This is a genomic window from Bacillus mycoides, from assembly GCF_001757995.1.
Lineage (GTDB): Bacteria > Bacillota > Bacilli > Bacillales > Bacillaceae_G > Bacillus_A > Bacillus_A mycoides_B.
Map to the genome: position 1 here is coordinate 55,600 of NZ_LXLV01000032.1, position 15,764 is coordinate 71,363.

The following is a 15,764-nucleotide window of genomic DNA, read 5'->3' on the forward strand; positions in this document are numbered from 1 at the left end:
TCACTTTTCTTCTACTGTATTTCTCACGATTTAAATAATCTCATATTAGTAAATAAATAATTACTAATATGAATGTAATCATTTGATTTTAAGTGAAAATAGTAATAAAATAATTACTAAATTGATAAAGGACACGAAAAATAATGACTAATAAAGAATTAACAAACGAATACATGAATTTATTATTAAATATGTCAGGTACTTTCAAATTATTATCAGAGAAATCCACTGAATTTACACATTTAGAGCAACACATAGTTGAGTATATTGCCCAGCAAAAAGTCGCTGTAAATTTAAAAATGATTGCTAGTTATTTAAACATACCTAAACAACAATTAAGTGTAACCGTTCGTAATTTAGAGCAAAACGGATACATTGTAAAAAAACAAGATACAGTGGATAAACGAGCTGTTTTAATTTCCTTAACAGATAAAGCTGAAAAAGCACATTATGAAAGATGGAAACAAATTTATAATAATTTCACTAGTAATCTTGAAAAACTCAGTGAAGAAGATCAACGTGATTTAACTTACGGACTGTATAAAACAAATAAAATGCTATCAAAAATGCTAAATAACGACTAATCATATATATATAATATTTTTTATTATTAAACGGGGGACGTTTCATGGTTAAAGAAATAGATTTACAATCAGTTCAAGGTACTATGCTTATTCCACTATGGGGACGAGCATATGGTAGTGAGAAAAACAAGGATATTTTAGATGATACGGAAGCTATTCGGATTATTAAAGAATGCGACTTTGATTTCTCTAAAATAGCAGATACATTTGGCGAATATGGATGTATCACTTACATTACCCGTGCAAGAAAAATAGACGATACTATTAAACAATTTATTAGAAAACATCCGAATGCTACTATAGTAAATATCGGTTCTGGACTAGACACTACTTTTTCAAGAATTGATAACGGTACTATACAGTGGTATAACCTTGATTTGCCTGATGCGATCGCTTTCCGCAAAACATTAATTGAAGATACACCACGAAATATAAGCATTGCCAAATCATTTTTTGACACTTCTTGGTTCAACGATATAAAATATGATCCAAAAGACGGTATTCTTTTTATATCAGCAGGTGTGTTTTATTACTTTAAAGAAGAAGAACTGAAGGAGATATTTGTCGCTATGGCAAAACGTTTTCCTGGAGGAGAGTTATATTTTGATGCTGAATCAAAGTTCGCACTGACACTTTCGAATGCTACTGTAAAAAAATCTGGTAATAACGGCGCTATGATGTATTTTTACGTAAATAATCCAAAGACAATAGAAAAGTGGTCTTCTAACATAAAAATATTAAGCTGCTCCCCTTTCTTTAAACATATACCTACAAATAAAGATTGGGATGGAAGTACACGAATTATGATGCGGATTGTAAATTTAATAAAGATGTTGAAGTTTGTTCATCTACGGTTTGAAAAACGATAAATCTATAGCTTATACAAAAAAGACCTCAATTTTAAGAGGTCTTTTTGTTCCTATTTTTTAAATAGGCTACTTGCTAACTCACGTTTGTATCGAATAGATGTGAAATCTTTGTCTACAGGAAGCCCATATGAAGGTCTTTCATCTTGATATATAAAGCCAACTGCTTCATAAAACGGAATTCCCATAAAATTATCTTTTGCAACTGAAACCCATTGTTCCTTTGCACCACGTTCAATTTGATTATTTGTAATAATAGAAAGTAATTCTGTACCGATACCCTCTCTTTTTCTATTTGGATTTAAATATATTACAAATAACTCTGCTGTTTCTTTACCAGTGAAACCACCTCCACCAGCACCGAGTATTTCTCCATTATCACTTGCAACAAACCAACCATTCCACTCTTGGTTAATATTTAATATTTCACTTCTCACCCTGTCATCATTGTAAAATTCCTTAATCGTACTTTCTATGTATTGCTGAGGCAACAAACCTGGATATGTATTTCTATAACCGTCTGAACACACTTTAATAATCCCTTGTAAATCTTCTACTCTTGCTTTTCTATATTCAATCATATTGCATCCTCCCGTTCTTTAAATAAACAATTCACACCTTATATAATTCAATATTCCAATCATTAACCCTCTCTTTGTTTTTATACTATATTTCTAAAAACTCTATAATCGCTTCACATACATTATCTGTTTCTTCAATATCTGAAAAATGAGCACTATTTTCAAATATAACAAGTTTACTATTCTTCATATGATTCGTTATCCTTTACTCATTTCCACACCAGTATTATAGTCCTACGCTCCAACAATGACACATGTATCTTAAACCATTAATGCGCTCAATAAGCGGTACAATTGATTTCGTTTCAAAAATAACTTTACTCACCTTCCCTGTATTACTTAAATGACTTTCTTCCCAAACTCTTTCGATACATTGAATCTATAACATCACTTAATTTTTATAAATAAATAATACATATTTATTTATGCTACATTAACACCTTTACTTTTCAAAACAAACTTTCCAAATAAGAAACGCACAAGTGGCCCCATAATAATTAATTGTAATGGATACGCTACAATAAAGTTCCTCATAAAGATTGAAAAATAAATGGTAACAACTGAATCTCCGTGTAGTCCGCCATGTAAATACATCATAGCCATTCCGTAAAATGACATAAAGAAAACCATCCCAATTACCATTGCTGTCGCCATCGCAACGATAATATTTATTTTCTTTGATTTATCAAATGGTAACGCGAATACAATTTTTTTCGCACAGGGCCCAACAATACATATTTCAATTAATAGCGCAATAATAAATCCAATAATTAGTTCAAATGCGACCTCCTTAAAATGAATTGGCCCTCCTGCTCCATTCATTAATAAATTGTAAAACGTCATTACGATAACCATCCCTAGGCACATCATCATTCCAAATTGGAGGTTTTCCTTTCTTGTTGTTGGCAATTTTCATCATCCCTTCTCTTTGAGTCTTTGCCATTATATCGATATTGGAAACTCCTTCGTAAGTGAACATTTTGTGAACGTTTTTAAAGCGGTTATGTGTATTTCTTTCACTCTTCACTCAAATCTTCCCATTCTATAACTATATGCTTATAAAGGTTTTATATATTTCAATGTTGAATTACTAAATTTAACATTGAATTACATTACTACTAGGAGGATAACCATGAATGAAGCTGAATTTTACGCATATCACATCGTTACAAGGAAAAAAATGAATATCGGACAAATCATTCATTTTGACAAAAATCAAACTAACACTTTATTTCACTTCTTTTTTGAAAGAGAACAATTGAATGCTAACAGTGAAGATTGCATGCAAATTTTAAACAAGCATTATATAAATGACGGATTACATATAAATAATGAAAATGCTCAAGTAGTTATGAATTATATGGATCAAACAATAAGAGCGGTTAGAGAAACGATTGTAGAAATGGTTAGACTGCAAGAATATCCTGAATACCCTTCAAGGTTGTCTTGCTTATATGCTTCCAAAAGCTATGAAGATGCTTTGAAATGGAAAGCGCTATTTGATTCTTACAATCGAGAAGTTTTGCAGATTGTTAAATTACGAGTGATCGGTAGTTCTTTTGAAGGTGACGGAAATCTTTTACCGAAAGAAGATGGTATTCCTTTCGCTCAAAAAATTGAACAGGCTAGAGAGTATTGGAAAGGAAACGTTAGAAATGAACTTCCTGAGCTACTAATTAATGGGAGAATTGAAGTGGTAGAAATTATTGATGATTTTTCCCAAATTCATATTTAATTCCTGACTAAATATTATAGGATGGAGATTACAATGATGAAAAAAGTGTACTTCAATCATGATGGTGGTGTAGATGATTTAATTTCATTGTTCCTATTACTTCAGATGGACAATATTGACCTCACAGGTGTTTCTATTATCCCAGCAGATTGCTATTTAGAACCAGCGATATCTGCAAGTCGTAAAATTATCGATCGCTTCGGAAAAGGTAATATTGAAGTAGCAGCGTCAAACTCTCGTGGGAAAAATCCATTTCCAAAAGACTGGCGGATGCATGCATTTTATGTAGATGCTTTACCAATTTTAAATGAGTCTGGGAAAGTTGTAACACCCGTAGCAGCCAAACCTGCGCATCACCATTTAATAGAAACTCTTCTACAAACTGAGGAGAAAACAACTTTATTATTTACAGGTCCTCTTACCGATCTTGCCCGTGCACTATATGAAGCGCCTGTAATCAAAGAAAAAATTGAAGGCCTCGTTTGGATGGGCGGTACATTTCGTACTGCGGGCAACGTACATGAACCTGGGCATGATGGAACAGCCGAGTGGAATTCGTTTTGGGATCCCGAAGCAGTCGCTCATGTATGGGACACTAATATAAAAATTGATTTAGTGACGCTAGAAAGCACAAACCAGGTTCCGCTAACATTAGACGTACGTGAACGCTGGGCAAAAGACCGTAAATATATTGGTGTCGATTTCCTTGGTCAATGTTATGCAATGGTCCCCCCTCTCGTTTATTTTTCAACTAACTCTACCTACTATTTGTGGGATGTATTAACTACTGCATTTGTTGGAAAAAGTGATCTCGCAAAAACACAAATGATTAATAGTATTGTTCATACATATGGTCCTAGCCAAGGGCGTACAGTGAAAACTGCTGATGGACGACCTGTAAATGTAGTATATGATGTAAACCACAATGCATTTTTCGACTATATAACTGAATTAGCTAAGAAAGCTTCTACTCGAAACCCCCGCTAATAATAACGTATTCTACTTAGGGGATGAAAACTAACACTTGTTTAAAGGCTAGGAATTGCAACGAAAAGTTTATTATGTTAACTTTCACAACCGTGGTATAAATCCAGATGATGAGCCATCTAAAAGATTTAGAAATTGGTTGGAACTAATTATTTAATTATTAAAAAGAGTATTGAATTAACTTTCAATACTCTTTTGTGCAGTTAAATTGTATTTGGTCAGAATAAGCATTAATTTCATTAGAGTTAGGTTTTACAGATTAACCATTTCATAACCATTTACAAAATACGCTATTGTTTCTAGCTCATCTTCATTTAATTCTCTATCTAGCTCTTGCTTATACGCTGCCTTTATCTTCTCTTCATCGCCTTTATGAGTTTCCGTATAACTTCCTACTGTTTTTAGCAAACAAATCTCTCGCAAAAACTCATTTCGATCTATTGCTTCCCCATGAGAAAGAATATATGTCTCAGCATCAAATTTCTCTAATTCTTCTATTAATGTAAACGTTCGTTTCGTCGTATAGTTCCACTTCGAAGAAAAAATATCTGCATATATACAGTCTCCTAAAAACAATATCTTTTCTTCTTCAATATACATAACAACAGAGTCATGTGAATGATCTCCGCCCACATGCTTTAACACACATGTCACATCACCAAGGTCTAATTCAAGTTGATCCTGGAACGTTAAGGTCGGAGGAATAATTTTAATATTTCTTGTTTTTTCACTGAACTCTTTTTTGATACATTCCGCACAAAATTCAATTTCTGTACCTTCTTTTACACGTGCGTCCAATGCCTCATCCGTCCACTCGTAAGAAACAAGTGTGTTCATCTCTTTTTTCGTTTCAATATGTGCAATAGATACTGCATCTTGTAATACAGGCAATCCAAAAATATGATCCCAATGCCAATGCGTTAATGCTACGAAATCAGGATTTGATACATTCTGTTCTTTTAGCATTTCTAAAAACAATTGTGTATGTGCTTCTGAATTACCTGCATCTATCATCAAAGTCTTTTCTTTTCCAACTACCATTCCTAAGATAGGTCTATCAGTCTCGGAAACTGGTGTCATATACCAAAATGCGTTTCCTATTTTTTTAATTTGCTGCATAACTATTGCCTCCATTTTATGACTGTGTAAAAATTCCCAGCCAAGAAATTTCTTTATTTTGTATTTTGATTATTAGTAAATAACAATGTCAGAAATGAAATCATTCTACATTTTTTATTATCTAGTGAAATACAAATACTAATGTTGATAAAGGCATCCTTTCTCAACATTTGTTACTTTTAATCTATTTTACGCTACGAATTTACATTTAAATTATATTACAATATGTATAAATGAGATACATTTTACAATATCGAAGAGGTGTTGAACCTTGAATACAAAGGAAACAATCATTCCTATTTCGGTAATATGTTACAGATAAAGAGTTGATTAATCAATGAATTTAATGAGGAAGGCTACCATGTTATCAGCTGAATAAAAGCAGCAACTATACAGTTGCTGCTTCCATCATTTCTTTTTGTATTTCAACACGTTTGATTTGGTGAGGGTCTTTAGAAAGAATTTTAAATGCATATCCTTCGCTATTTACTGTTTGCCCTTCCTCTATATCATAATTCTGCATCAGAATCCAACCACCAATCGTGTCAACATCACTATCATTCATATGTAATCCTAGTAAATCATTTAATTCACTAATTAATACCTTACCTTCTACGACAACATGACCTTCATTCATTTGCTGGATGGGCGGACGTTCATCTTCATCGTATTCATCACGGATTTCTCCTACAATCTCTTCCAGAATATCCTCAATGGTTACAATACCAGCCGTACCGCCGTATTCATCATATAACACAGCCAATGGAATACGTTTCTTTTGCATTTGTAGTAAAAGATCATGTATTGGTATAGTTTCAATTACTCCGATTACTGGACGCGTATACGAGTGAATTGAACTAAATTCTTTTGTTTCCTTATTCATATAACGAATAAAGAAGTCTTTCACATTCACCATACCAATGATTTCATCTTTATCTTCCCCAAATACTGGGTAACGTGTATACTTTTCATCCCGAATTATTTTTAAATGATCTGCTAAAGAATTATCTACATGTAGCCCTATAATTTCTGTACGAGGGACCATGATTTCTTTCGCAATACGATTATCAAATTCAAAAATATTATTTACATATTTGTATTCAGCTTGATTAATTTCTCCACGTTCATAACTTTCAGAAAGAATCAATCGTAATTCTTCTTCTGTATGTGCTACATCATGCTCTGATACAGGTTTTAAGCCGAACATTCCTGTTATCATCCTTGCAGAGCCATTTAACAAGCGAATAAACGGATACATGATTTTGTAGAACCAGATAAGCGGAGCCGAAAGTAATAAAGTAACCTTCTCAGCCTTTTGAATCGCCAATGTTTTTGGTGCTAATTCACCAACTACAACATGTAAGTACGTCATTATAGTAAAAGCAATTCCTAAAGATAATACACCTGCAATGGAAGGATTGATGTTCCACTTATCAAATAAAGGATGTAAAAGTCTCTCAATCGTTGGTTCACCTAGTGCTCCAAGTCCCATTGCTGTAACTGTAATCCCTAATTGACAAGCTGACAAATATTCATCCAAGTTTGATGTCACTTTCTTAGCTGCCAGCGCACCCTTCTTTCCTTCTAATACAAATTGATCAATCTTTGAACCTCTTACTTTTACAATAGCAAACTCAATTGCCACGAAAAATGCAGTACATGCGATTAAAACCGCTACCATGATTAAATTAAATATGTCCAACTAATTCCTTTAGCTTCCTTGAAACTAAAGGATTCACCTCCTGATATATTTTCTCTTTCCATACCTACAATTTCATACACATTAACATGAGATTGTATAAAATCTACATTCTCAAAATGATGATGGGTACTCTGAGAAAATCGAGGTCATTTAGCCACCTATCCGAGTCAACATCTGAGTCCAATACATTTCCACCGCCTTGATTAAATTATCTATATGTTAGCATGAGAAATAAATCCCAGTCAACGTTTACATTTTGTATACCCTAAAATTCAAACAAAAAACTTCTCTTTCCTGTTACATAAAATCTCTTAATACGTACATCAAACACTATAACATACCCTTCGCCTCCACTAACTATATTATTTTTTGTTCATGAGTGCGAGCGACTTTGATTCGCTGTTTCTGCCAGTTCGCTCCGCCTTTTGTATGTCTAGATAGAATGCGCTTAGCATGAGCAAATTTGACAAGACCAAAATGTCATTTTTCCTTAATATCCACCAACACTATCTTTTCTTCCGACATACTACCACCATCGAATAACAATCCTCACCTAGCTCATTCCCCTCCCAATCATTGTATATATGTAACAATTCAAACCTATTCGCTACTAGTAATCTTTCTAATTCTTGCGGATACGTATATCGAAGATCTATCGTAGTTTTTAGTTCCTCTACTAGCGTATCTCCCTTATAAAAACGTCTCGTTGTAATATACATGCTGTATTTGCTGAATTGAATCATATGTCATTTCAGTATATAGATCACATTTTCTTCCCTTTTCATCACTAACAGTTGTCCAATATTCTTCTGTAGATGGTTGCATTAATTCTTCTTTTAAAGGAAAACGTGTATCGAATATAAATATACCATAGTCAGCTAACACATTATGAATAGATGTTAATAACTGATTTTGATGTATATTTGTAAGAAAATGCTGGAATCCGTGCCCTACCATAAATGCTAACGGAATAGTTTCTTCTATGTTCAATTGTAAACAGTCTTGCTGTAACCATTTCACTTTCGGATAACTTGTTGATTTTTTCTTCGCTTCAGCAAGCATTCTTTCATGTATATCTACTCCAATCATTTGATATCCGTTTTCTATGAATGGTATTGTAACTCTCCCTGTTCCACAAGCAATATCTAGAATCCATTCATTTTGTATATTTAGTTTTTGTGCCCATGATAGTAAGAATGGAAAATCTGACAAACTTTTATTTTCTATATCATATCGTTTTGGATTTTTATATTCAGATAAACTCCATTTTGTTTGCAATCTTATTCCCCCTTTCGCATCTTCTATTAAATACAATATACAGATTATGACGAATTAATAGATTCTTCTCTATAATCGAACACAATTATTTGGACTAATCTCCCTCCCCCATTAGTAAGCTGAAATTAAGGGTATAGAATCGGAGTGTGATACTATGGAACGTTTATGGATTCCAATAATCGTTACGTTTTTTTCGTTCGGCGGGTTACTATTAGGAGGTGCTGTTGGAATAGCAACACGCCAACTAATTGAAGAAAAGATGCATCGCTTATACGCATTATGTGGTGGGATTTTACTTGGATTATTATCACTTGAAATTATTCCTGAAACATTTTCAAGCTATGAAATAATTGGGCCTATGCTCGGTATAGCTATCGGTATTTTAGTTATGAGCTTATTAGATAACTATTGCCATCATCCGATTATACATAAGAAAGATCAACAAGCATGGCAAACCTTCCTTTTTCTTTCTTTCGCTATATTCATTCATAATATGCCGAGTGGATTTGCGTTAGGAACAGCGTTTATAAATCATAATGACTCTGCCATTCCTTTCTTACTTGCGATTGTCATTCACCATATTCCAGAAGGGTTAGCTTTAATTATTCCATTTCTCTTTACAAAACATAAATACATTTCATTTTTATTAACAACTTTATTACTTTCTCTTATCCTAGGGACCGGTACTGTTTTTGGCATTATGATGGACGGGAAAGCTCTCCATTTACAAGGACTTATTATGGGAAGCGCAATTGGTTCTCTTGGCTATGTCACAATTCACGAAATGCTTTGGAAAGCAAAAAAACAGCTACCTTCCCTTCCGTTTCTATCGTGGTCTATTAGTGGATTTTTACTAATAACAGTCTTCACTCTTTTCACTGGCCATCATTAAAATAAATAAGTCATACCATTTGTATATTTTTCCTTTTTCTCCAAAACATAATAGTATCTACCTATTATAAGGAGGAACGATTATGTTTGGGAAAACAGCCGGTGAGGCATTAGTTGATCTTTTAATTGACTGGGGTGTAGAACACATATATGGTATGCCTGGAGATTCCATCAATTCTATAATTGAAGCTTTAAGAAAAAAACAAGATAAAATTAAATTTATTCAAGTTCGCCATGAAGAAGCTGGCGCGTTAGCAGCGGCAGCCTATGCGAAATTAACAGGAAAACTTGGTGTTTGTATGGCTATTGCAGGGCCTGGAGCTATTCATTTATTAAATGGTTTATACGATGCCAAACTCGATCAAGCTCCCGTACTAGCAATTTCAGGACAAGTAGAAAGTGATTTACTCGGAACGGATTTTTTCCAAGAAGTAAACTTGGAAAGAATGTTTGATGACGTTGCGGTTTATAACCAACGAATTATGTCAGCTGAACAGTTACCTGCTGTAGTGAATCAAGCGATTCGAATGGCATATACGAAAAAAGGTGTATCGGTTCTTACAATTCCAGATGATGTTCCGAAATTTGAAGTGAAAAATGGTGCGCGCATTACAAACTCTTCCTTTACATTACCAGAAATATTTCCGCAAGAAGAAGATTTAGCTGTAGCAAAACTCGCACTTAATGAAGCGAAAAAACCTGTTATTTTAGCTGGGAAAGGAGCGAAACATGCGAGAGAGTCTTTACTTGCATTTGCAGAACATATCGGTGCTCCAATCGTACTTACATTACCAGCTAAAGGGATTGTTCCTGATGAACACCCTCTTTGTATCGGTGGATTAGGATTAATCGGGACGAAACCTTCTTATGAAGCAATGAAACATGCAGATACTTTAATTATGGTTGGTACTTCTTATCCGTTCACTGGTTTCTTACCCGAAAAAGCAAAAACACTTCATATTGATACAGACCCCGCACAAATCGGGAAACGTTATACGACAGATATCGGCTTAGCTGGTGATGCTGATAAAACATTAAAATGGTTAATTGAAAATGTAGAAAAACACGAGGACCATTCCTTCTTAGAGCATCATCAAGAAATGATGAAAAAGTGGGAAGAAAAATTACACAATCAAGAAGAAGATTCTTCGACTCCAATTAAACCACAGCGAGTTATGCACGCTCTTCAACAAGTAGCAGAAGATGACGCAATTCTTTCAGTCGATGTCGGAAATGTAACAGTATGGACTGCAAGACACTTCCGTATGACAAACCAGCAATTTATCATTTCTAGTTGGCTTGCAACACTTGGCTGCGGTTTACCTGGTGCACTTGCTGGACAAATTGCTTTCCCGGATAAACAAGTGTTTGCAGTTTGTGGTGACGGCGGGTTTGGAATGACAATGAACGATTTCGTAACAGCTGTTAAATATAAACTGCCAATCGTTGTCATTGTATTAAACAATAATAAAATTGCTATGATTAAATTTGAACAAGAAGTTATGGGGAATATTGAATTTGGTACCGACTTAACGAATCCTGATTTTGCAAAATATGCTGAGGCGTGTGGTGGTATTGGATACCGTGTAGAACATTTAGATGACTTACTTCCCGCCTTTGAAAATGCAGTAAAACAAAATAAACCGTGCATTATTGATGTAGTTGTAGATGTAAATGAAGCACCAATGCCAGCAAAAATCACATTTGGTCAAGCAGCTGGTTATACGAAACATATGATAAAAGAATTATTTGAAGAAGGTAAGATTGATCTACCTCCACTTTAAAATATAAAAAAGGTAGCTGAAAACTTTTTGTCTTCAGCTACCTTTCCCTATTTTGATACCTCTCTATGAAATGAAAAATCATTCACGGTAGGCTGTATTTGTTTCTCTACTTTCACCTCTTTATCCTTCCGTTTCGCTCTTCTAACATTTCCTAATTTAATTGCATCCTGCATACTATTACTAATAAGATTTCCTGACAAGATTGTCATACTATAGAAAGCAATCGGAATAAGTACAATCCATGTATGAGTAGTTAAGTGACGGAAGTTTTGTCCGATTAACCCTGTCCATTCTTTTGTTACACTATCTGCATCTATACCGCCAAAGATTATTGTTCCACCAAAAAATAATTGCAACAAACCCAGATGTAAGAGAAGTAATAAAGTGCTAACAAATTGCTGGGCTACTAATAAAAGAAATGATGGTAACATATGCGGCCATACATGACGCTTCAGTCTCTGCCACTTACTTCCTCCAAGCACTGTTGCCGCCAACATAAATTCTTCTTTCTTAATACGCTTGACTTCTTGCGCTACATACAACATAACTGTCGGTACTGCAAGAAATGCAAGAACTATAATTTGAAACGCAACTCGCAAATGAAACGGAGCAGCTGCCTCTCCACTGTCGAACATTAAAACTCCCTTTAATATAAAATAGGAAATCATAATCATCGGTACAATACTAAACGGATCAAAAAAAGATGAGATAATTGGAAATGAGCGTTTACTGTACATACCAAGTAATAAACCAATGCCTCCCCCAATCACTACACGTAAAACTGCAATAATTATACTCGCACCTACGGTCCATTTTGCTCCCTCTATTATTAGTTGAAAAAGATCGCGGCCTTTCGCATCACTTCCAAACCAAAATTCACTTGATGGTGAAAACGGAGCAGCCTCCAATTCTCCTTTTTCGTTATACATCATCGTTAGTTCGCGAATATTCCCATCAAAAAACAACGTATTCCCAATACTAACAATCATAAGTACACTTAAAAAAGTAACACCAAACCAAAATCTTATATCCCTTTTTACAACTTGCCACATATTACACACGCTCCTTTATAACATTTTGTAAGAACGTATGTAATAAATGAAATAAGATAAAGAGCGGTACATATAATATAATTAAACTTACTGTGAAAATTTCTATATTCGAATATTCTTTTACGAATACAAACATTCCATATGTGTTAAAAATCCATTCAATAATATATAAATTGGATAGCATAAATAAAATATTTGTTTTCGCATAATAAATTGTCGTCAATAAAACATTTCTTGAAATATGATGTGTCAAAATATGCCGTAAGCTTAACCCTTTACTCTTGGCAAACATACTATAATCTTTCTCTAATTCTTCTCTGAACCTTAATAACAAAAGTTTAATAAACAATAACGTTGTTGGTATTGTAAGACATATAATCGGTAACAAACGTACTCTTTCTTCCCCTAATCCAGCAAGTTTGATTGGCATAAAACCTGTTTTTTGAAAAATAAGTATGACAAGAAGTTGCGATAATAAAATAAGTAAAATATCTGGTATGCTCTCAAGGGTAAGAAAAATCCCATTCCATATTCTTTGTTTCATATGAGAACGCTGCAGCACAAAAACAACAAGTACATATGCTATACATAAAGAAAATAAAAAAGCTGAAAGAAATACTATCATCGTTTCAATATAATGGACCCAAATTTGCGGAAACAATTTTTTCGGTACCTGAAACCCATATGTAATTTCAGTTGGATGAAGTAATTTCTCTCCTACATATATGATTGCATTCCAAAAACCGATTAAATCAATTTGCAATCCCTTAAATAACCGAGGGAGCGCACCTAGACAGATTATACATAAGATTGCAGCAAATAACTGTAAACAAGTAATCCCACACCACTTAGCAGTTCGCATTAACATAACTATTACCCCTTTACTTTCAGAAATAAAAATTCAGATATATTACATCTCTTCAGCTATACTCTGCACTCGCTTTTTCCCACTAGGTAAAATAGCTTGGTATAAACACGTAACAAATAATAATAAACCAAATAAAATAATATACAATGTATCTGCACTAATCCATTTTGGGAACAACATTGCTATGGTGCCAAGAGATAACAGTTGGAATCCTGTCGTTAATGGACTAAGTAAACTTTGAACGCGTCCCATGAATGACTCTTCTACAATTTCATACATCCAGCCCGATATTGCAACATTAATAAATGGTAAAAAGAAAGTCGCAAAAGCGATACATACGTCAACTCCCCCACTGAGATGAAACGTTTCAGTGGGGGCTTAAGTTAGTACTCTAGGTCTTTTCGTCTATCGCTAGACAGTTTGACGCTCTAGAATTCATGCCACCTTATGGGTAACACCCCAAGTAAGTTTTTGGTTGGGACTGGCAACGAACTATCGTTTTCCCACTTGCACCACCCTTTCGAAAAAGAGCAATTCTTCCTTGTGGAAGAAGCCACCACTCAGATGACTCCGGCGTGTGCTACAAGCCCCGACAAGTCGAGTACACATGGATGGTTGACGCACCCACTAAGCTATGCACGAAGCAACAGCCTTACGTTTTTGCACTTCTAATAGAATCGGCGTTTTCACTTTGAGATTGTCATCCAATTCTACAACTCTCGATTTTTTCAATGTATTCAATGCACCATTAATATCAGCATGAATACATTTCCCTGCTTTACTTTGGTACAGACCACGAGTGATCCGTTTGCCGCTAAAACGATAATGAGTTCTATCATCCTTAGACCAAACTGGAATCGTATCTTTATCTAGAAAACTAGCTTTTGAAGTATAGCTTTCTTCTTGTTTTAAAAATCGGATACCTTCTTTTACACATTTATTCTCAATTGCTGAAATCAGTTTATGAAATGGGATTTGAACAAATGTTTGATTATTCTTTTTTCCCATATCAGATTTTTGTTTCCAACCAGCGTTATACCCTACGACAACCGTATCTATGTTGCATGCTTTCACTTTTTTGAACAACAGGCCTACAGTTTGTGAGATATAACCATTTATTTGTCGTTCTCGTTTATGCCAAAATGCAGCCATTTGGTTCGTTACAACACGTTTTGAAAGTCCATTTTCAATATTTTTCAGTTGCAGATTACGTATCATTTTGTTGAAGTACTGGTTAATGGATTTTAGTTTTTTTCCATCAATTAAAAATGCATCACCTGTATTTGTTACGCAACTTAATAATCTATCTACACCTAAATCGCAACTCAAAGCGTTACTAGTAGTCGTGGATTGTTTCTTCATTTGAGAAACGTGCATTTCATATGTATAATGCACCTCAAAGAACCGACCTTTTTGCTTGGGTACAATCTCAATGTAGGAGATTTTTTTATTTCTTAAGTTTTTAGGCATACGTATTTTAATGGAACCGAATTTTTTCCTGAATGCAACATTCATCGGAATCATCCAATACCCGTTATCATCCACTTTTGGAACTTGATAGATTTCAATGATTCGTTTGTCAGTTGAACCAGAATAATTCGGAAACTTAGGACGACCTGTGAAGGTTTCAGTTTTTTTCTTCCACTGCTCCAATGCTTTAAAAAAGCTTTTTACTTCTGTAAATAAGGCTCTACGAATTGCTTGAACAGAGTTTGATTGAATGCCCCAGTAGTTCATATCGGTTTGCATGGCAGTGTCCACTTCTTTTACAGTAGCCATCTTGTTATTATTCAAGTAACTTTGTTTAATAGTGTACAATCCAACATTTCGCAACGCTTTTGAACTATGCGACATGCGTTGCAGTAAGCGAAATTCTTTTGCAGTAAGGCAAGCTCGTCCGATATTCTGTTTCTGAGTGAATCGTTGCATATTTTCTCTTTTCTTTTGTTTACGTAATACTTTCATTGCTTTCTTTTTAGCCATCGTTTTCACCACCTTTCTCAGAGAGTTCAGCCTATTGACTGACAGCAATCATAGAACCAAGGCGTTCTAAAATATTCGCTAGAAAAAAGCGTGCATAAACTTTGTTTCGAAATAACTGTAGCATTTCTTTCATACGTAATATCCTTTCTCTCGACAAAATATTATTATTTCAGTCATTTCTCGGAAGTTACATTATATTTTTCGACCAATATCCAATATTTTCCTTTTCCATAAAGAATATCCTATAAAAAAGACCCTTGTTCATTAATACAAGAGTCTTTGCATTTTTCTTCGCTTCACGAATCTGCTGTTGATATTTATCTAAAATCTTTAA

General features: G+C 34.3%; 13 protein-coding genes and 4 pseudogenes. 6 read left to right on the top strand and 11 right to left on the bottom strand.

The window, feature by feature from the left end; genetic code table 11:
- Window positions 1-143 precede the first annotated feature (143 nt).
- Together BWGOE10_RS12670 and BWGOE10_RS12675 are read left to right on the top strand one after the other, a co-directional pair.
- Window positions 144-584 carry a MarR family winged helix-turn-helix transcriptional regulator gene (locus tag BWGOE10_RS12670; RefSeq protein ID WP_070142606.1) on the top strand — a complete coding sequence of 147 codons (441 nt, stop codon included), beginning with the start codon at window positions 144-146 and terminating at the stop codon, window positions 582-584.
- Window positions 585-628: 44 nt separating this feature from the next.
- Complete coding sequence (locus BWGOE10_RS12675) at window positions 629-1,453, top strand: class I SAM-dependent methyltransferase (RefSeq protein WP_070142604.1); 825 nt, start codon at window positions 629-631, stop codon at window positions 1,451-1,453.
- A gap of 50 nt (window positions 1,454-1,503) precedes the next feature.
- On the opposite strand, the gene BWGOE10_RS12680 is transcribed toward BWGOE10_RS12675, so the two are convergent.
- The 3 genes and pseudogenes from BWGOE10_RS12680 to BWGOE10_RS12685 all read right to left on the bottom strand — a co-directional run bounded on the left by BWGOE10_RS12680 (window position 1,504) and on the right by BWGOE10_RS12685 (window position 2,940).
- A complete protein-coding gene (locus BWGOE10_RS12680) occupies window positions 1,504-2,031 on the bottom strand; it encodes a GNAT family N-acetyltransferase (RefSeq protein ID WP_070142602.1) in 528 nt (175 codons plus the stop codon).
- A gap of 85 nt (window positions 2,032-2,116) precedes the next feature.
- A pseudogene (locus BWGOE10_RS33400) lies at window positions 2,117-2,395 on the bottom strand (alpha/beta fold hydrolase); the annotation flags it as partial.
- Window positions 2,396-2,454: 59 nt separating this feature from the next.
- Window positions 2,455-2,940, bottom strand: coding sequence for a DUF2798 domain-containing protein (locus tag BWGOE10_RS12685; protein ID WP_070142600.1), 486 nt, complete (start codon window positions 2,938-2,940; stop codon window positions 2,455-2,457).
- 223 nt (window positions 2,941-3,163) lie between these two features.
- On the opposite strand from BWGOE10_RS12685, the gene BWGOE10_RS12690 reads away from it, so the two are divergent.
- The gene (locus tag BWGOE10_RS12690; protein WP_070142598.1) at window positions 3,164-3,766 is read left to right on the top strand and encodes a DUF2441 domain-containing protein; all 603 of its coding nucleotides are present in this window, start codon (window positions 3,164-3,166) and stop codon (window positions 3,764-3,766) included.
- 33 nt (window positions 3,767-3,799) lie between these two features.
- Window positions 3,800-4,753 (top strand): nucleoside hydrolase, encoded by a 954-nt coding sequence (locus BWGOE10_RS12695; RefSeq protein ID WP_070142596.1) that lies wholly within the window; start codon window positions 3,800-3,802, stop codon window positions 4,751-4,753.
- 252 nt (window positions 4,754-5,005) lie between these two features.
- Here BWGOE10_RS12695 and BWGOE10_RS12700 read toward each other — a convergent pair whose 3' ends face one another.
- From BWGOE10_RS12700 to BWGOE10_RS12710, 3 genes and pseudogenes are all read right to left on the bottom strand, one after another.
- The gene (locus BWGOE10_RS12700; protein ID WP_070142594.1) at window positions 5,006-5,872 is read right to left on the bottom strand and encodes an MBL fold metallo-hydrolase; all 867 of its coding nucleotides are present in this window, start codon (window positions 5,870-5,872) and stop codon (window positions 5,006-5,008) included.
- Window positions 5,873-6,260: 388 nt separating this feature from the next.
- Window positions 6,261-7,574: a hemolysin family protein gene (locus tag BWGOE10_RS12705; protein ID WP_070142592.1), complete on the bottom strand. Its 1,314-nt coding sequence runs from the start codon at window positions 7,572-7,574 to the stop codon at window positions 6,261-6,263.
- A gap of 506 nt (window positions 7,575-8,080) precedes the next feature.
- A pseudogene (locus BWGOE10_RS12710) lies at window positions 8,081-8,852 on the bottom strand (class I SAM-dependent methyltransferase).
- 154 nt (window positions 8,853-9,006) lie between these two features.
- Here BWGOE10_RS12710 and BWGOE10_RS12715 point away from each other — a divergent pair.
- Entirely contained in the window at window positions 9,007-9,744 is a 738-nt protein-coding gene (locus tag BWGOE10_RS12715; RefSeq protein ID WP_070142590.1) for a ZIP family metal transporter, read from the top strand.
- 82 nt (window positions 9,745-9,826) lie between these two features.
- Window positions 9,827-11,527 (top strand): pyruvate oxidase, encoded by a 1,701-nt coding sequence (locus tag BWGOE10_RS12720; RefSeq protein ID WP_070142588.1) that lies wholly within the window; start codon window positions 9,827-9,829, stop codon window positions 11,525-11,527.
- 47 nt (window positions 11,528-11,574) lie between these two features.
- On the opposite strand, the gene BWGOE10_RS12725 is transcribed toward BWGOE10_RS12720, so the two are convergent.
- From BWGOE10_RS12725 to BWGOE10_RS12745, 5 genes and pseudogenes are all read right to left on the bottom strand, one after another.
- Window positions 11,575-12,579 (bottom strand): ABC transporter permease subunit, encoded by a 1,005-nt coding sequence (locus tag BWGOE10_RS12725; RefSeq protein WP_070142586.1) that lies wholly within the window; start codon window positions 12,577-12,579, stop codon window positions 11,575-11,577.
- Between the two features lies 1 nt (window position 12,580).
- Window positions 12,581-13,447 (bottom strand): ABC transporter permease subunit, encoded by an 867-nt coding sequence (locus BWGOE10_RS12730; RefSeq protein WP_070142584.1) that lies wholly within the window; start codon window positions 13,445-13,447, stop codon window positions 12,581-12,583.
- Between the two features lie 42 nt (window positions 13,448-13,489).
- A pseudogene (locus BWGOE10_RS12735) lies at window positions 13,490-13,786 on the bottom strand (MFS transporter); the annotation flags it as partial.
- Between the two features lie 288 nt (window positions 13,787-14,074).
- Window positions 14,075-15,430 (bottom strand): RNA-guided endonuclease TnpB family protein, encoded by a 1,356-nt coding sequence (locus BWGOE10_RS12740; protein ID WP_070142580.1) that lies wholly within the window; start codon window positions 15,428-15,430, stop codon window positions 14,075-14,077.
- A 43-nt stretch (window positions 15,431-15,473) separates the two neighbouring features.
- Window positions 15,474-15,563 (bottom strand): annotated as a pseudogene (locus BWGOE10_RS12745) (MFS transporter); the annotation flags it as partial.
- Between the last annotated feature and the right edge of the window lie 201 nt (window positions 15,564-15,764).